At 72.4% G+C, this 15372-nt stretch carries 10 protein-coding genes; 7 read left to right on the forward strand and 3 right to left on the reverse strand.

Annotated features, from left to right (window positions below; translation table 11 throughout):
• Window positions 1-6 precede the first annotated feature (6 nt).
• The 4 genes from ACZZ9K_RS07420 to ACZZ9K_RS07435 all read left to right on the forward strand — a co-directional run bounded on the left by ACZZ9K_RS07420 (window position 7) and on the right by ACZZ9K_RS07435 (window position 3383).
• On the forward strand, window positions 7-729 hold the full coding sequence (locus tag ACZZ9K_RS07420; RefSeq protein WP_463443720.1) for a response regulator transcription factor: 723 nt from the start codon (window positions 7-9) through the stop codon (window positions 727-729).
• Window positions 726-2282, forward strand: a complete 1557-nt coding sequence (locus ACZZ9K_RS07425; RefSeq protein ID WP_463443721.1) for a sensor histidine kinase — start codon at window positions 726-728, stop codon at window positions 2280-2282. The genes ACZZ9K_RS07420 and ACZZ9K_RS07425 overlap by 4 nt, the downstream gene beginning before the upstream one ends.
• Before the next feature lie 100 nt (window positions 2283-2382).
• Window positions 2383-2652 carry a hypothetical protein gene (locus ACZZ9K_RS07430; RefSeq protein WP_138801816.1) on the forward strand — a complete coding sequence of 90 codons (270 nt, stop codon included), beginning with the start codon at window positions 2383-2385 and terminating at the stop codon, window positions 2650-2652.
• Window positions 2653-2876: 224 nt separating this feature from the next.
• Window positions 2877-3383 carry a hypothetical protein gene (locus ACZZ9K_RS07435; protein ID WP_231495687.1) on the forward strand — a complete coding sequence of 169 codons (507 nt, stop codon included), beginning with the start codon at window positions 2877-2879 and terminating at the stop codon, window positions 3381-3383.
• 60 nt (window positions 3384-3443) lie between these two features.
• Here ACZZ9K_RS07435 and ACZZ9K_RS07440 read toward each other — a convergent pair whose 3' ends face one another.
• The gene (locus ACZZ9K_RS07440; protein WP_232750567.1) at window positions 3444-4268 is read right to left on the reverse strand and encodes a helix-turn-helix transcriptional regulator; all 825 of its coding nucleotides are present in this window, start codon (window positions 4266-4268) and stop codon (window positions 3444-3446) included.
• Between the two features lie 113 nt (window positions 4269-4381).
• On the opposite strand from ACZZ9K_RS07440, the gene ACZZ9K_RS07445 reads away from it, so the two are divergent.
• From ACZZ9K_RS07445 to ACZZ9K_RS07455, 3 genes are all read left to right on the forward strand, one after another.
• On the forward strand, window positions 4382-5674 hold the full coding sequence (locus ACZZ9K_RS07445) for a bifunctional glycosyltransferase family 2/GtrA family protein (protein WP_463443722.1): 1293 nt from the start codon (window positions 4382-4384) through the stop codon (window positions 5672-5674).
• 291 nt (window positions 5675-5965) lie between these two features.
• Complete coding sequence (locus ACZZ9K_RS07450) at window positions 5966-11536, forward strand: glutamate synthase-related protein (RefSeq protein ID WP_463443723.1); 5571 nt, start codon at window positions 5966-5968, stop codon at window positions 11534-11536.
• Complete coding sequence (locus tag ACZZ9K_RS07455; RefSeq protein WP_463443724.1) at window positions 11533-13323, forward strand: sulfite reductase subunit alpha; 1791 nt, start codon at window positions 11533-11535, stop codon at window positions 13321-13323. The genes ACZZ9K_RS07450 and ACZZ9K_RS07455 overlap by 4 nt, the downstream gene beginning before the upstream one ends.
• A gap of 423 nt (window positions 13324-13746) precedes the next feature.
• Here ACZZ9K_RS07455 and ACZZ9K_RS07460 read toward each other — a convergent pair whose 3' ends face one another.
• Both ACZZ9K_RS07460 and ACZZ9K_RS07465 read right to left on the reverse strand, forming a co-directional pair.
• A complete protein-coding gene (locus tag ACZZ9K_RS07460) occupies window positions 13747-14142 on the reverse strand; it encodes a DUF7882 family protein (RefSeq protein WP_027466019.1) in 396 nt (131 codons plus the stop codon).
• A gap of 8 nt (window positions 14143-14150) precedes the next feature.
• On the reverse strand, window positions 14151-15371 hold the full coding sequence (locus ACZZ9K_RS07465; RefSeq protein ID WP_463443725.1) for an alpha/beta hydrolase family protein: 1221 nt from the start codon (window positions 15369-15371) through the stop codon (window positions 14151-14153).
• Window position 15372: the final 1 nt, after the last annotated feature.

Consider the following 15372-nt stretch of genomic DNA (forward strand, 5'->3'; position numbering starts at 1 on the left):
CGGGACATGCCCGGCCCCCCGCTGCAGCGCACCGACGGCTCCCCCGTCCGCGCCCTCGTCGTCGACGACGAGCACGCCCTGGCCGAGGCCGTCGCCCTGGCGTTCGAGGGCGACGGCTGGGCCGTGCGGTCCGTGCACCGCGGGCGCGACGTGCTGTTCGCTGCCCGGGAGTTCCAGCCGGACGTCATCGTGCTCGACGTGATGCTGCCGGACATCGACGGGTTCGAGGTGCTCGAACGGCTCCGCGACGCCCGCGACGGCGTGCGGGTGCTGTTCCTCACCGCACGCGACGCCCCCGAGGACCGGCTCGCCGGGCTGACCGGCGGGGGCGACGACTACCTGACCAAGCCCTTCGGCATCGAGGAGCTGCTCGTCCGTGCCCGGATCCTGGCGCGCACCTCGACCCGGGTCGCCGCGGCCGGGGCGAGCGCCGAGGTCGTGGTCGGGGACCTCCGACTCGACGAGGACTCCCGCTCGGTCAGCCGTGCCGGGGACCCCATCGAGCTCACGCCGACCGAGTACGAGCTGCTGCGACACCTGGCCCGCAACGCCAACCGGGTGCTGTCCCGCGAGCAGCTGCTGGCGAGCGTCTGGGGCATGGACTTCGGCACGTCGTCGAACCTGGTGGACATGTACGTGTCGTACCTGCGGAAGAAGCTCGACGCCGGACGTGAGCCGATGCTGCAGACCGTCCGTGGGGCGGGGTACGTGCTCCGGCCGGCGACGTGAGCCGCCCCGGGCGCACCGGGCGTGTGCCGTCGTTGCGCTGGCGGATCGTGGCGGCCGTGGCCCTGCTGCTCGTGGCGACGAACGTCGTCGTGGGGGCGGTGACCGTCGTCGCGTTCCGGGGGTACCTGGTCGACCGGCTCGACGCGGAGCTGTCGACGGCGGCGATGCGGACCGTCGGCGGACGGGACGGGGCGGAACCGCCGCCGGGGGCTTCCGGGCCGCCGCCGGGGTCGTCGTCCTCGTCCTCGTCGGACGATCTGCCGGATCCCGACAACGCCTTCATCGGTGCGCCGGGACAGTCTGCGGGCACGGTCATCGCCATCGTCCGCGACGGCGACGTGGTGCTCGGTGGCTACACCGACGGGGACGGTGACCAGCGCCGCCTGACCGCGGCGCAGCAGCGGACGCTCGCAGCGGTCCAGACCGGCCGTGACCCCGTGACGGTCGAACTCGGCGTACTCGGCGACTACCGGGTGCAGGCGGTCGGCGACGACGGCGACGTGTTCGTCACCGCGCTCCCCCTCGGTGACCTCGACGCCGCGATCGCCCGACTGCTGCTCGTCATCGGGGTCGTCACGGTGCTCGGGCTCGCCGTCGCCGCGTGGGCCCTCACGGTGCTCGTCCGCCGATCGCTCCGGCCGCTCGAACGGGTCGCCGCGGTGGCGTCCGGTGTGACTGCACTCGACCTGGAACGCGGCGACCCGGACATCCCCGTCCGCGTCTCCGACTCCGACCTGCGCGCGAACCGCGAGGTCGCGCAGGTCGGCAACGCGCTGAACCGGCTGCTCGGTCACGTCGCCCGGGCGCTCACCGTCCGTCGCGACGCCGAGGCCGGCATGCGGACGTTCGTCGCCGACGCCTCGCACGAGCTGCGGACCCCGATCGCGACCGTCCGGGCGTACGCCGAGCTCTCGGAGCGGACCTCCGACCTGGACGCCGTGCACCGCAACGTCGACCGGATCGGACGCGAGGCCGTCCGGATGGGCGACCTCGTCGACGAGCTGCTGCTGCTCGCACGGCTCGACGCCTCGGCCCTGGCGTCGGGGGCGCCGGGCGCGCAGGTCGTCCGCGAACCGGTCGACCTGACGTCGCTCGTGGTCGAGGCCACCATGGACGCCCGCGCGACGGCGCCGGAGCACCGATGGACGCTGCAGGTCGTGGACGACCGGCCGGTGCTCGTGGCCGGTGACGAGGTGCAGCTCCGACGGGTGGTCACGAACCTGTTGACCAACGCCCGGACGCACACGCCACCCGGGACGGCCGTCGTGGTGTCGTTGCAGTCGGTGCCCGGGTCGGCGTCGGCGGCTGACGGTGCCGTCGTCCGCTTCGTCGTGGCGAACGACGGGCCGCCGATCCCCGCCGAGTCCCTCCCGACACTGTTCGACCGGTTCACCCGGGGCGAGGCCTCGCGCTCACGGGAGCACGGCACGAGCGGACTCGGGCTGGCGATCGTGCGGGCCGTGGTCGTGGCACACGGCGGCGGGGTGCGGGTCGCGTCCGAGCCCGGGCGGACCGCGTTCACCGTGGACCTGCCGACCTCGGGCGCTTCGTGAGCAGAGGACGTCGGGTGCCGCGACCGCACTCGACATCTCCTGCTCACCGAGTGCCGCCCGGGCCGCATACTGGTCGGAGAACGCCGGACGAGGAGGCCCCGTGACGAACGCGTACGACAAGCTCCCGGGCCGCCCGGACCCCACCGACCTGGTGGTCGAGGTCCCGGCGTTCGAGGACGACCGCCCCCAGCCCGAACCCGCTCCGCCCGCCGCGGCGCCGGAGCTCGTGGCCGCGACCGAGTTCGCGCGGTCCTCGCACGCACCGCCCACGATCCGCCGGACGCAGATGCGGGCGGGAGCCTGGATCGCGGGCGTCCCGATCGCGGCCCTCGTGATCGTCGCGATCGTGCAGATCCTGCTGCCCCGCTGACCGAGAGCGCCACTGGGCGGGGCGCTCGGACGCGTTCTCACGTGCTCAGCGACACCTCACGCACAGCCGACCGCGTGAGGTGTCGCTGAGCACGAAAACCGGGCGTGGTCCGGATCGTCAGACGATCGACCAACGTCGAGCCCCATCGCGTGCATCCGCGCCGGAGCGCACGCAGGCTGGTTCTTGTCCGAGCAAGACGACCCGAACGGGTCACCACTGCAGAGATGGGAAACACGATCATGAACTCGTTCAAGCGCAAGTCCGTGAAGCTCCTCGCCGGCACCGCCCTCGGTGGCGCCGTCATCGCCGGGGCGTTCGTCGCAGCCCCCGCGCAGGCCGCCGAGCCCGCGCCGCCCAGCACCTCGTCGTCCGTCGGCGGCAACGTCAACGTCAACCTCGACCCGGTCGCGATTGTCAACGCGATCAAGGACGCCGTCAACGACCAGAGCGACCGAGGTGGTGCCGTGCAGGCGGCGCTCGACGTCGGCTACTGGAACGCCGGCAACCCCGACCGTCTCACCGTCGCGGTGGTCAACAAGAATCAGGACATCACCGTCGAGGGCGACGTCGCGGACGCCCAGTCGATCGACATCAAGGGTGGCAACTACGTCATCTACTGGTTCAAGGGCCCCGGCAAGGTCACGAACAACGGTGACGGCGGCTGGCTGAACTGGGGTGTGTTCGGCAACATCGAGCGCATCGACAACGTCATCCACGTCAACGGCGGCTGACTCCTCCGCTCGTCGGCGACGCCCCCTGGGACCTCGGTCCCAGGGGGCGTCGCCGTGCTGTCAGCTTCGGGGAGCGTCGTCGTCCGCCCGCGCCGCTTCGATCGCCGACGGCCGGTTGCGTGCAGCCAGCCTGGAGTCCCTCCGAGACCGGATCCAGCCCCGGACGAAGGCGACCGACACCAGCGCCGTCCGGTTCGGCGCGTTCCAGGACTTCATCAGCCGGCCGAGGTGCCAGGCGACGGCCTGCCGGCTGTAGGCGGTCTCCTTGGCGATGGCGTCGTTCGAGAGCCCACGGGCGGCGAGCGCCAGCATCCGTTCCTCGGTCTCGTCCAGACCGGGCGCCGATGCCACCAGGTCGATGTCGTCGGCGCCGAGTGCTGTCGTCGCGTCCGCCGACGCCCCTCCGCGGTGCTGCGCCCAGGCCTCCGCCCAGCACGAGCCGAGTTCGTGCGCCACGAGTGATGCCCGGCTCATCGCGAGCATTGTCCGGCCGGCGTGGTCGATCGTCGTCGCGTGCTCGCGGGTGGCCGTGTGCATGACGAGGGCGAAGACACGGATCGCGGGCAGGGCGCCGCGGAGCACGACCGAGACGTCGACCTGCGGGTCGTCGGCGCTGGCGGCTGCGACCTCGCGGAGCCGGACCAGGCACTCCGGGTCGAGTGGTTCCCCACGTTCGACCGCGCGCAGTGCCGCGGGGAGCACGAGCGGGACGATCTGCTCGTACCGACGCCGGAGCCAGTCGTGCCCGTCGGGTCGGATCCCGTGCAACGGTGGCGCGAGCAGCAGCTCCGTGAACTCCGGGCACCGCTCGTCCAGCGCCAGCCCCAGCCGCTCCCCGGGGAGCAGCACGGCCGTCCGTCGTGCGTCGTCGCGCTCGGTCGTCATCGTGCGTCGACCGTATCCGGACAACAGGTGTCGTGTCCGCTGCGTTCACGTGGTGTTCGTTCTTACCCGGGCCACAGCGCCCTGCCTCGGCCCCCGTAGCCCCGCTGCCGAGCATGAGCGGCATGACGGAGACGAACCAGCCCCTCGACATCGACATCGTCGTCCCCTGCTACAACGAGCAGGACACACTCGCCGCCCACGTCCGACGGCTCCACACCTTCTGCCGGACGTCGTTGCACCACTCGTGGCGGATCACGATCGCGGACAACGCCTCGACCGACGACACCGCCCGGATCGCCGACGACCTCGCCGCGATGCTCCCCGGCGTGCACGCGGTGCACCTGCCCGAGAAGGGCCGGGGCCGTGCGCTCAAGGAGGTCTGGGCGGCATCGCCGGCGACCGTGCTCGTCTACGTGGACGAGGACCTGTCCACCGACCTCGCCGCGCTCGAACCCCTCGTGGCGCCCCTGCTGTCGGGGCACTCGGACCTGGCGATCGGCACCCGGCTGGCAGGTTCGTCCCGCGTGGTGCGCGGCAGCAAGCGGGAGTTCATCTCGCGCTCGTACAACCTGCTGCTCCGGACGACGATGGGGGTGTCGTTCTCGGATGCGCAGTGCGGGTTCAAGGCGGTCACGAAGGCCGCCGCCGACCACCTGCTGCCGTTGTGCGAGGACGATGCCTGGTTCTTCGACACCGAGCTGCTCGTGCTGGCCGAGCACGCGGGACTCCGCATCCACGAGGTCCCCGTCGACTGGGTCGACGACGTCAACTCCTCGGTGCACATCGCGTCGACCGCGACCGAGGACCTGAAGGGCATGTGGCGGGTGTCGAGGAACATCGCCACCGGGCGGGTGCCGATCAGCACGGTCTACGCGGCGATCGGTCGGCAGCCGTTCACCCCACCGAGCGTGGGGTTCCTGGGGCAGGTCCTGCGGTTCGGGGCGATCGGGGTGCTCTCGACCCTGGCGTTCGCTGCCCTGTACGCCCTGTTCCGGCCGGCGATCGGCGCCCAGACCGCGGACTTCCTCGCGCTGCTGGTCACGGCGATCGGCAACACCGCACTGAACCGGCGGTTCACGTTCGGGGTGCGGGGCCGTGCGGGAGCGGGTCGGCACCACGTGCAGGGCCTGGTCGTGTTCGGCATCGCCTGGGCGATCACGTCGGGGTCGCTGGTGGTGCTGCACGCGTCGGTACCGGGCGCGTCGCACGGTGCGGAGATCGCGGTGCTCACGGCGGCCAACCTGGTGGCGACGGGCGTGCGGTTCGTGTTGTTCAAGGCGTGGGTGTTCCGTGGTCGCCGACGCCCGGAGCTCATCCGCCCCGGCACCACCCCGGCCGCCGACGCCAGCACGGCGTTCACCGAACCGATCGCGGCCCCCGAGCGCACCGGCGACCGCGCTGCCTGACACCGCGAGCAGCACGGCAGCTGCCCGCCGCGTCACCCATCCGGTGCGAGGTCGTCCGCTCCGTGCGGCGCTACGACCTCGCTCCGAGTGATCGACCTGGCACCAGCCGGAGAGCCCCGCGCCGCGCCCCACACCACCCGTGTTGCACGGTCGGTATACCAAGCCGTAGCATCGCCCTACCGCACCACCACCCCACAGGGCCCGACTGCCACCATCGGTCTGCCCGCGGCGAGCGCTCCATCGATGCAGCCCGCGCCGTCCGCTGCCGGCAACGCCCCACTGGACCCGCACGTGAACCCCACCTCTTTCGGTCTCTACGACCCTGCCCGCGAATCGAGCGATTGCGGCGTCGGTTTCATCACCCGTCTCGACGGGACGCCGAGCCACGACGTCATCCGCAAGGGCGACGAAGCGCTGTGCTCCATCCCGCACCGCGGCGGCAAGTCCGCCGAGGGTGTCGGTGACGGCGCGGGCGTCAGCATCGACCTGTCGGTGGAGTTCTTCAGCGCCATCACCGGCGAGCAGCTGCGCGCCGGGCACTTCGGCGTCGCGAACTGCTTCGTGCCGAGCAGCGACGGAGCCGACGGCCCGGACGAGCGCGCCCGCGCCGAGCAGACCGTCACGGACGCCATCACGGCCGAGGGCTTCGAGCTGCTGCTGGTCCGTGACGTCCCGGTGGACCACTCCGTCGCGCGCCCCGAGGCCGAGCAGTACCAGCTGCCGATCGTGCAGTGGGTCTTCCGTGCTCCGTCCGAATGGGACCGCACCGAGGTCGACGCCGCTGCGAACCGCGCCCTGCTCGCCATCGAGGCGGTCTCCTACGCCCAGGCAGCCGCCGAGCGCGCCGAGCACGCCGCCCTGTACCCGCTGTCGCTCAGCGCCCGGACCCAGATCCTGAAGGGCCGGCTGAACTCCGGTGAGGTGATCGGGTACTTCACCGACCTGCGCGACCCCCGGCACTCGGTGCGGACGCTGTACTTCCACACCCGGTTCTCGACGAACACCGAGCCGCACCCGACGATGGCGCAGCCGTTCCGCCTGATGGCGCACAACGGCGAGTTGAACACCGACCGCAAGAACCGGCTGTCGGACGAGGCGCTCGCGCGGGCCCGCACCCGGAGCATCGTGCGTCCGCCCGGGCAGTCGGACTCGAGCCGACTCGACCAGACCCTGCAGAGCCGCGTGTTCGACGACGGGCTCGAGATCATCGAGGCCGTGGTCTCGCTCATGCCGCCCGCGTGGGAGAACGACCGCACCCTGACCCCGGACGTCCGGGACATGCTCGAGTACTTCTCGCTGTACGAGGAGAAGAACGACGGTCCCGCCGCCGTGATCTTCAGCGACGGCGACGTCGTCGGCGCCCGCCTGGACCGCCTGGGCCTGCGCCCGCTGCGCACCGTCGAGACGGCCGAGTACCTGATGGTGTCGTCCGAGGCCGGGCAGGTCGAGTTCGACGCCGACGAGGTCGTGCACCGCGGCCGCATCGAGGCCGGCGGCATGCTCGTCGTCGACCACCGCACCGGCACCCGCATGCGCACGGGCGAGGTGCTGCACATGCTCGCGGCCCGCCGTGACTACGGCACCCTGCTCGACGCCGCCCGCGTGAACCTGGACGACGTGCCCGCTCCGGACTACGAGCGCACGACGTCCACCCTGGGCTACGACGGCGACCTGTCGCTCGCGGGCCGGTACGTGGCGTACTCGCTGAACCAGGAGAGCTTCCGGTTCATGCTCGACCCGATGCTGCAGAACGGGTCGGAGCGCATCTCGGCGATGGGCTACGGCAACGCCATCAACGCCCTGAGCGACACCGAGGGCGGCATGGCGAAGTACTTCTCGCAGCGCTTCGCCCAGGTGACGAACCCGCCGCTCGACTCGATCCGCGAGGCCGACGGGATGTCGATGCGCGTGGCACTCGGCGCGAAGCCGGACGGCACGGGCACCACGGGGCGTCAGCTCGTCGTGCAGTCGCCGATCCTCGGGCACCTCGACATGGTGCGGCTGCGCGAGCAGGACATCGTGCCGCTCGAGCGCTTCGACATGCTCTACGTGCCGGTGCCCGCCGACGAGCAGGCCAACGCCGACGCGATGCGCGGCGCGCTGGACGCGCTGTGCGACGCGATCGAGGCGTTCGCGGCGCGCGGCGGCGGGATCGCGGTCGTGACCGACCGCGAGGTGTCGTCGACCCACGCGCCCCTCCCCGTGATCCTGGCCGTGGCCGCTGTCAACCAGCGGCTCATCGAGACCGGTCTGCGCCTGCGGGTGTCCGTCGTCGCGGAGAGCGGTCAGCTGCCATCGTCACACCACGTCGCGACCGCGCTGGGCTTCGGTGCCGCCGCTGTGTACAGCTTGAGCGCTCGGCTGCGTGCGGAGGAGAAGTACCCCGCCGCACCCGCACCCGCCGGTGAGCTGACCGCGACCGACCTGGCGCTCAAGCAGTTCCGCAAGGCCGCCGAGAAGGCCCTGGCGAAGACCATGGGCCGCGTCGGCCTGTGCACCGCCGAGAGCTACATCGGTGGCGAGTTCTTCGAGCCGAACTACCTCGACACCGGTGACGACGTGCTCGCGCGGATCTTCCCGCACATGCAGGCACCGGTCGGCGGGGTCGGCTTCGCGCGCATCGCCCAGGCGGCGACGGACTGGCACGAGCGTGCCCGCTCGGTGGCGTCCGAGGGCCAGGTCCCGCTGCTCGGCCTGTTCAAGGAACGCTCCGACGGCGCCGGCCACTCGTTCGGCGTCGCGAGCGTCCGAGGGTTCGGCGGCATGACCGAGGAGCGCCCGGCCTTCGAACGCTCCGGCGACTCCGACGCGCTGCGCCTGCTCACGCTCGGCCAGCTCGACGACTCGTTCGGCATCACCGACGCCGCGTACCGGAACACCGGGTACGACCGGCTGAGCGACGCCGAGATCGACGCGCACCGCATCACGCCGGGCTACGTCACCTTCCTGCAGACGACCCACGACGAGCGGTCCCGCCGCCCCGCCGCGCTCCGCGACGTGCTCGCGCTGCCCGCGGACGTCACCGGCATCGACACGGCCGAGGACTTCGCCCGCGAGCTCGGACGCTTCTCGACGAGCGGCAACGCCAGCGTCACCGTGCGCGGGCTCTCCGGCTCGCGTCCGTCGGACGACCAGGACCTGCCGGGAGGCACGGAGCGGTTCCGCCTGGAGCTCACGTCGACGGGGACCACGGGTGCACTGCGCCACGCGGCCCTGGCGGACGGCCTCGCGCTGCTCCACCCCGGACAGATCGACGTCGACGCCGTCGACGACACCGGGGTGACACTCCGCGCCACCGGTGCGGCCGTCGCCCTGCTCGCGCTGCTGCAGAGCGCCCCGGCGAGCGTCGAGCTCGACGAGGTGCAGCCGGCCCACGAGATCACCCGGACCCTGGCGTCCGGCGCGATGAGCCACGGCGCGCTCGTCGCCACCGCCCACGAGGCCGTCGCGCACGGCACGAACATGGTCGGCGGCATGTCGAACAGCGGTGAGGGCGGCGAGCACCACTCCCGCTACGGCACCATCCGCGGCTCCCGCATCAAGCAGTTCGCCTCGGGCCGGTTCGGCATCTGGGCCGGCTACCTCGCCGACCCCATGCTCGAGGAGCTCGAGATCAAGATCGGCCAGGGCGCGAAGCCCGGCGAGGGTGGCCAGTTGCCCGCACCCAAGGTCACGGTGGACATCGCCGCGGCCCGTGGCGGCACGCCCGGCGTCGAGCTGATCTCGCCGCCGCCGCACCACGACACGTACTCGATCGAGGACCTCGCGCAGCTCATCCACGACTGCAAGGCCGCCCGCGTCCGGGTGATCGTGAAGCTCGTCTCGTCCGAGGGCATCGGCACCATCGCGGTCGGCGTCGCGAAGGCCGGCGCCGACGTGATCAACGTCGCGGGCAACACCGGCGGCACCGGCGCCGCGGCCGTCACCAGCCTGAAGTACGCCGGCCGCTCCGCGGAGATCGGCGTCGCCGAGGTGCACCAGGCCCTGGTCGCGAACGGCCTGCGCCAGAAGGTCACGCTCCGCTGCTCGGGTGCGCACCAGACCGGCAGCGACGTCGTCACGAGCGCCCTGCTCGGCGGCGACAGCTTCGAGTTCGGCACAACCGCGCTCATGATGCTCGGCTGCGTGATGGCGAAGAACTGCAACGTGAAGTGCCCGGCGGGCCTGACCACGAACGCCGAGGCGTTCGAGGGCGACCCCCGCGCGCTCGCGCAGTACCTGCTCAACATCGCCCACGACGTGCGGCAGATCCTGGCCCGTCTCGGCCTGCGTTCCCTGCGCGAGGCCCGCGGCCGGACCGACCTGCTGCAGCTCCTGGACCACCCGGCGAGCGTGGGCCGGCTCGACGCCCGCGCCCTGCTCGCCCAGGTGCCCGAGAAGATCGTCGCGGACCCGGAGTACCTGGAGAAGGACTTCCACACCGACGACGCCCTGCTCGAGCGCGTCCGCACCGCCCTCGTCGACCACGCGCAGGAGCACGTGCTCGTGCACGGCGTCCTGCTCGGCAACGCCGACAAGTCGGTCGGTGGCCAGCTCGGCATCGACCTCGAGCGTCTGCTCAACCACGAGCTCCGCGCCGAGGAGGTGCAGGGACTGCCCGCCGTGACGACGGACGACCGCGGACGCCGCCGGCTGGTGGACGGCGCAGTCACGATCCGCACGCAGGGATCGGCCGGGCAGTCCTACGGCGTCTTCAACAACGACGGCGTCGTGCTCGAGCACACCGGCACCGCGAACGACGGCGTCGGCAAGAGCCAGAGCGGCGGACGGATCATCGTCCGCGCCCCCGGTGGCGGCAGCGCCGAACAAGGCGGCAACGTGCTGGTCGGCAACTTCGCACTGTTCGGCGCCACGGGTGGCCGCACCTTCGTCGAGGGCGAGGCCGGCGACCGGTTCGCCGTCCGCAACTCCGGCGCGACCGCCGTCGTCGAGGGCCTCGGCGACTTCGGCTGCGAGTACATGACCGGCGGTGCCGTGTTCAACCTCGGCGCGTTCGGCAAGGGCCTCGGCAACGGCATGTCCGGCGGGTTCCTGTACCAGTACGACCCCTCCGGCCAGGTCGCAGAGCGTGCCAGCACGGACTCGCTCCTGGTGTTCCCGGTCACGGACACCGAGCGCGGTGCGTTCCACGAGGCCGCCGCCCGCCTGCTGCTCGAGTGGCACCTCGAGGCGACGGGTTCGGCCCTGGCCGAGCGGCTGCTCGCCGAGTGGGACACCGCCCGCGCGCACGTGTACGTCGGCATGCCCCGTGCCCTGCTGCTCACGCAGGACGCCGGCGCGATCCTCGCGGCGGCGACCCGGCCCGAGCTCCTCGACGAGCTCGCGACCTCGATCGCCACCGACAAGCTCCGCGCGTTCAAGCTCGACTACCGCGACCAGCGCACGGTGCTCGACGGCCGCGCCCCGGCGCTCGGCGACCAGGGCGAGGACATGTTCTCGCTGCTGTCGTCGTACACGGTGCTCGGGGTCGCCCAGGACGTCGCCCTCGAGCGCGTCCCGGGTGCGTTCGGCGCCGCCGACCCGCGGGTCGCCGAGGCCGTCAAGAACCTCGTGCTCACCGAGGACTTCTCCGTCAAGCAGCGCGTCGTGAAGTACCTGCGCGGCACGCTCGACCGGTTCGCCGACGACCAGCTCGCGACCCTCATCGCGATCAAGCGGCTCGACGACTACAAGCGCGCGCTCACGCAGCGGAACAACCGCAGCATGGACGCGCCGGGCACCACGGGGTGGATCATGCACCAGAACGCCAAGAACGACGGCCGCGTCCGCGAGGCCCGCTTCGACGAGCTGCTCGCCACCGCGGCGCTCGAGGACATCGCCCGCCGGGCACCGCAGGCGCCGACCGAGGCGGTGACCGCGTGAGCCTGCTCCCCCCGACCGGGTCGCTGATCCCCGTCGACGCACCGTTCTCGGCCGCCCAGGAGTCCTGGCTCGCCGGGTTCATCGCGGGCATCGCCGCCGCCGGCAAGAAGGTCGCAGCCAGCGCGCCCACGACGACGATCGACGTGCTCTTCGGCACCCAGACCGGCAACGCCGAGTTCCTGGCCGACGAGCTCGTCGCCGGCGCGAAGGCCCGCGGACTCGGCGGTCGTGCCAGTGCGCTCGACGCCGTCACCCCCGAGCAGCTCGCCGAGATGTCGCACGTGCTCGTCGTCACCTCGACCTACGGCGAGGGCGAGATGCCCGACAACGCCGGGCTGTTCTGGGACGCGATCCAGGCGAGCACCGTGCCGCGGCTCGAGGGGCTGCAGTACGCCGTCCTGGGCCTCGGCGACACGAGCTACGACGAGTTCTGCCAGGCCGGCAAGCTCCTCGACACCCGGTTCGAGCAGCTCGGCGCGACCAGGATCCACGACCGCGTCGACTGCGACGTCGACTTCGAGGACCCGGCCGCGCTGTGGACCGCGGCCGTCCTCGACCGCCTCGCCGCCGAGGCCGGCGCGACGGCTGCACCCGGCGCGACCACGGGCGGTGGTGCCGGCGACGGTGCCGGCGCGACCGGCGGGGCAGGCGCGGGCCGTGCCTCCCGGCCGGGGTCGCAGTGGAACAAGCGCAACCCGTACCCGTCGCGCCTGGTCGAGAACCGGCTGCTCTCCTCGCCGCGCAGCGCGAAGGAGATCCGGCACTACGAGTTCGACCTCGGCGACTCGGGCATCGAGTACGCGGCCGGCGACGCCCTGGCGGTCGTGCCGGTCAACGACGAGGTCTTCGTGGCGGACCTGCTCGAGCAGGTCGGCGCGAACGGCGGCGAGGCGTTCGACGGCCGGCCGATCACCGAGGTCCTGCGGACCGACCGTGAGATCCGGACGCCCTCGAAGGACCTCATCGCCGACCTGGTGCAGCGCGCGCCGTCGAGCGAGCTCGCGGCCGTCGTGGCGCACGGCGACAAGCACGAGCTCGACCGCTGGCTCTGGGGACGCGACGTCCTCGACCTGCTCCGCGACGCCGGCCCGGCCGCCCCGGGACTCGACGAGCTGCTGCCGAACCTGCGGCCGCTGCAGGCGCGGCAGTACTCGATCTCGTCGAGCCCGCTGGCCCACCCGGACCGCATCCACCTGACGATCGCGTCGGTCCGCTACGGCGACCCGCACCGCATGTACGCGGGTGTGGCATCGACGTTCCTGGCCGACCGGGTCGACCGGGACGGCACCGTCGACGTCTACCTGCAGCCGAACGCGTCGTTCGGGGTGCCGGCGGACGAGTCGGCCCCGATGATCATGATCGGCCCGGGCACGGGTGTCGCGCCGTTCCGCGGGTTCCTGCACGAGCGCGCGGTGTCCGGGGCGACGGGGCGCAACTGGCTGTTCTTCGGCGACCAGCACCGAGACACCGACTTCGTGTACCGGGACGAGCTCACCGAGCTGCAGGAACAGGGCGTGCTCGACCGTCTCGACCTGGCGTTCTCGCGCGACCAGGCCGAGAAGGTCTACGTGCAGACGCGGATGCTCGAGCGCTCGGCGGAACTGTTCGCCTGGCTCGAGGACGGCGGCCACGTGTACGTCTGCGGCGACGCCTCACGCATGGCCAAGGACGTCGAGGCCGCGCTGCTCCAGGTCATCCGGACCGGACGCGGGCGCGGCGAGGACGACGCGCAGGCCTACCTGGCCGACATGCGTCGCGCGAAGCGGTACGTGCGCGACGTCTACTGAGCCGCACACGGACGTGACGGCGGATCCGCATCCAGACGTGATGAGTCCGCCCCGGCCACGGAACCCGAATCCGATGGCCGGGGCGGTCCCGGAGGAGCGCCGGTCGATGGGACCGACCGGTGAGCCCTGCAGCGTGACGCGCGGCTCCCGACGCACAGCGTCGGTCGTCCGAGCATCGAGTCCCCTGATCCCGGATTCGACTCGACCGCTCGTCTCGGCCACCGGTGGTTCGCCGGTGCCGGGCTCGCAGTCCGTCACGGTGCTGTTCGGGTCCCCCTCCTGCCGCGGACTCTGTCAGCACCGGAGCCCTAGCAGACCGGTGCGGGGGACGACAGCCGACCGCGGTACGCAAACCGTACGACGTCGGACATCACGAGCGGAACCCGTTGACCGGGATCAGCGCACTGTGCTAACACCCCGGGATCATCTCGCGGTGCTCCCGCTCGGTGTCCCCGAGGCGTCGTCCGCGTCGCCGGCTGCCACCGCCCGCGACCACGCCGAGTCGGCCGCCGTGCTGGTGTCCGCCGGCTCCGGCGTCAGCACCAGCCCCGACCCCGAGGTGGCCGAGGCGTAGAGGTCCTCGAGCCAGCTGCGGTTGATCGACGGCACCCGGCTGCCGGTGAACTTGAAGTGCAGGCTCACGTTGGGGTGCAGCCAGATCGTGCTGCGACCGTTGCCGTGGACGACGTCGTCCTTCCACGAGAACGCGAAGCGGTGGTCACGCCGGAGCATGTTGACGATGACGATCTGCAGGTGCGTGAGCGCGCGGTCGTCGATCCGCAGGTCGAGCGGTCTTCCGTCGTAGATGAGCTGCCCCATGGCTCCTTCTACTCCTGCGCTCCGGTGTGGGCGAGGCCGGACGCCCAGGTGGTGATGGTTCGGTCGAACCAGACGGCGTCGACGTTGCGCTCCCAGGCGTGCTCGGCCGGCTCGCTGACCGCCAGCGTCACCGTGCCGGGGTGGGCGGCGGCGAACTCCTGACTGGCCGAGAACGGCACCGTGGTGTCGCCGGTGGAGTGGATGAGCAGGGTCGGTGGCAGCTGCCGGGGTGCGCGCAGCCAGGACAGCGCGCGCACGTCGACCGGCGAGCGCAGCCCCACCAGCCGGCAGAGGACCGGAGTCGCCATCGCCCCGAGGGCAGCGCCCACCACGGGGCCGGGCAGCCCCGCGCGACGGGCCTGGGACCGGACGGTGACGGCCCAGTCCAGTGCCGGGGCGACGAGCACGATCCCGGCCAGGCGGTCGCGGTGCGCCGAACGGGCGAGGAGCTCGTGCGTGATCGTCGCGCCCATCGACCACCCCACGATGACGAGCCGTTCTGCGCCGTTCGCGACGGCGTGGTCGAGCGCCGCTTCGACGTCGACCCACTCGCGCGCGCCGAGGTGCGAGGCCCGGCCTTCCCACGGTGCTTCGCCGTCCCCGCGGAACGACGGGACGATCGAGGTCCAGCCGAGCTCGAGCGCGGCGGGGACGGTCCGGAGCGCGGTGACCCGGGTCGTCCGGATCCCGTGCACGTGGACGGCCCAGGTCCGGGCGGCCACGGGGTCGGCGCCCCGGGCAGCTGCGCGGTCGGGGTCCGCGCCGCGTTCGGCCGCGCGGTCCGGGCGCGCAGCGCCGTCCGGACCCGGACGCACCACCCACGCGGGTGCCGGCCCCACCGGCGTCGGCAGCGACACCTCCGACCAGTCGACGTCCATCGCCGCCGGGTCCGGGTGCACGTGTCCGCTCCACCGCACCCGCGACGACACCGCGCCGGTCGTCCGCACCACGGCGCGGCGCACGAACCCGGCGGCTTCGTCGACCTCGAGCACCGGCCCGACGGTGGTGTGCCCCGGGCCGTCGTGCCACAGCCCGTACTCCCCCGGCCGCACGGTGTCGTCGGTGATCGGCATCAGGACGGAGTCCGCGTCGGACTCGATCACGGGCGTCCACCGATCGCCACCGGGCAGCACGATCCTGCCGACGACCTTCCGCAGGACGACCAGGACCGCCAGGGACACCGCCGCCAGCACCACGAGCGCTCCGAGCACCCACCACACGATCGTCACG

The sequence above is a fragment of the Curtobacterium sp. AC268 genome, from assembly GCF_979258745.1.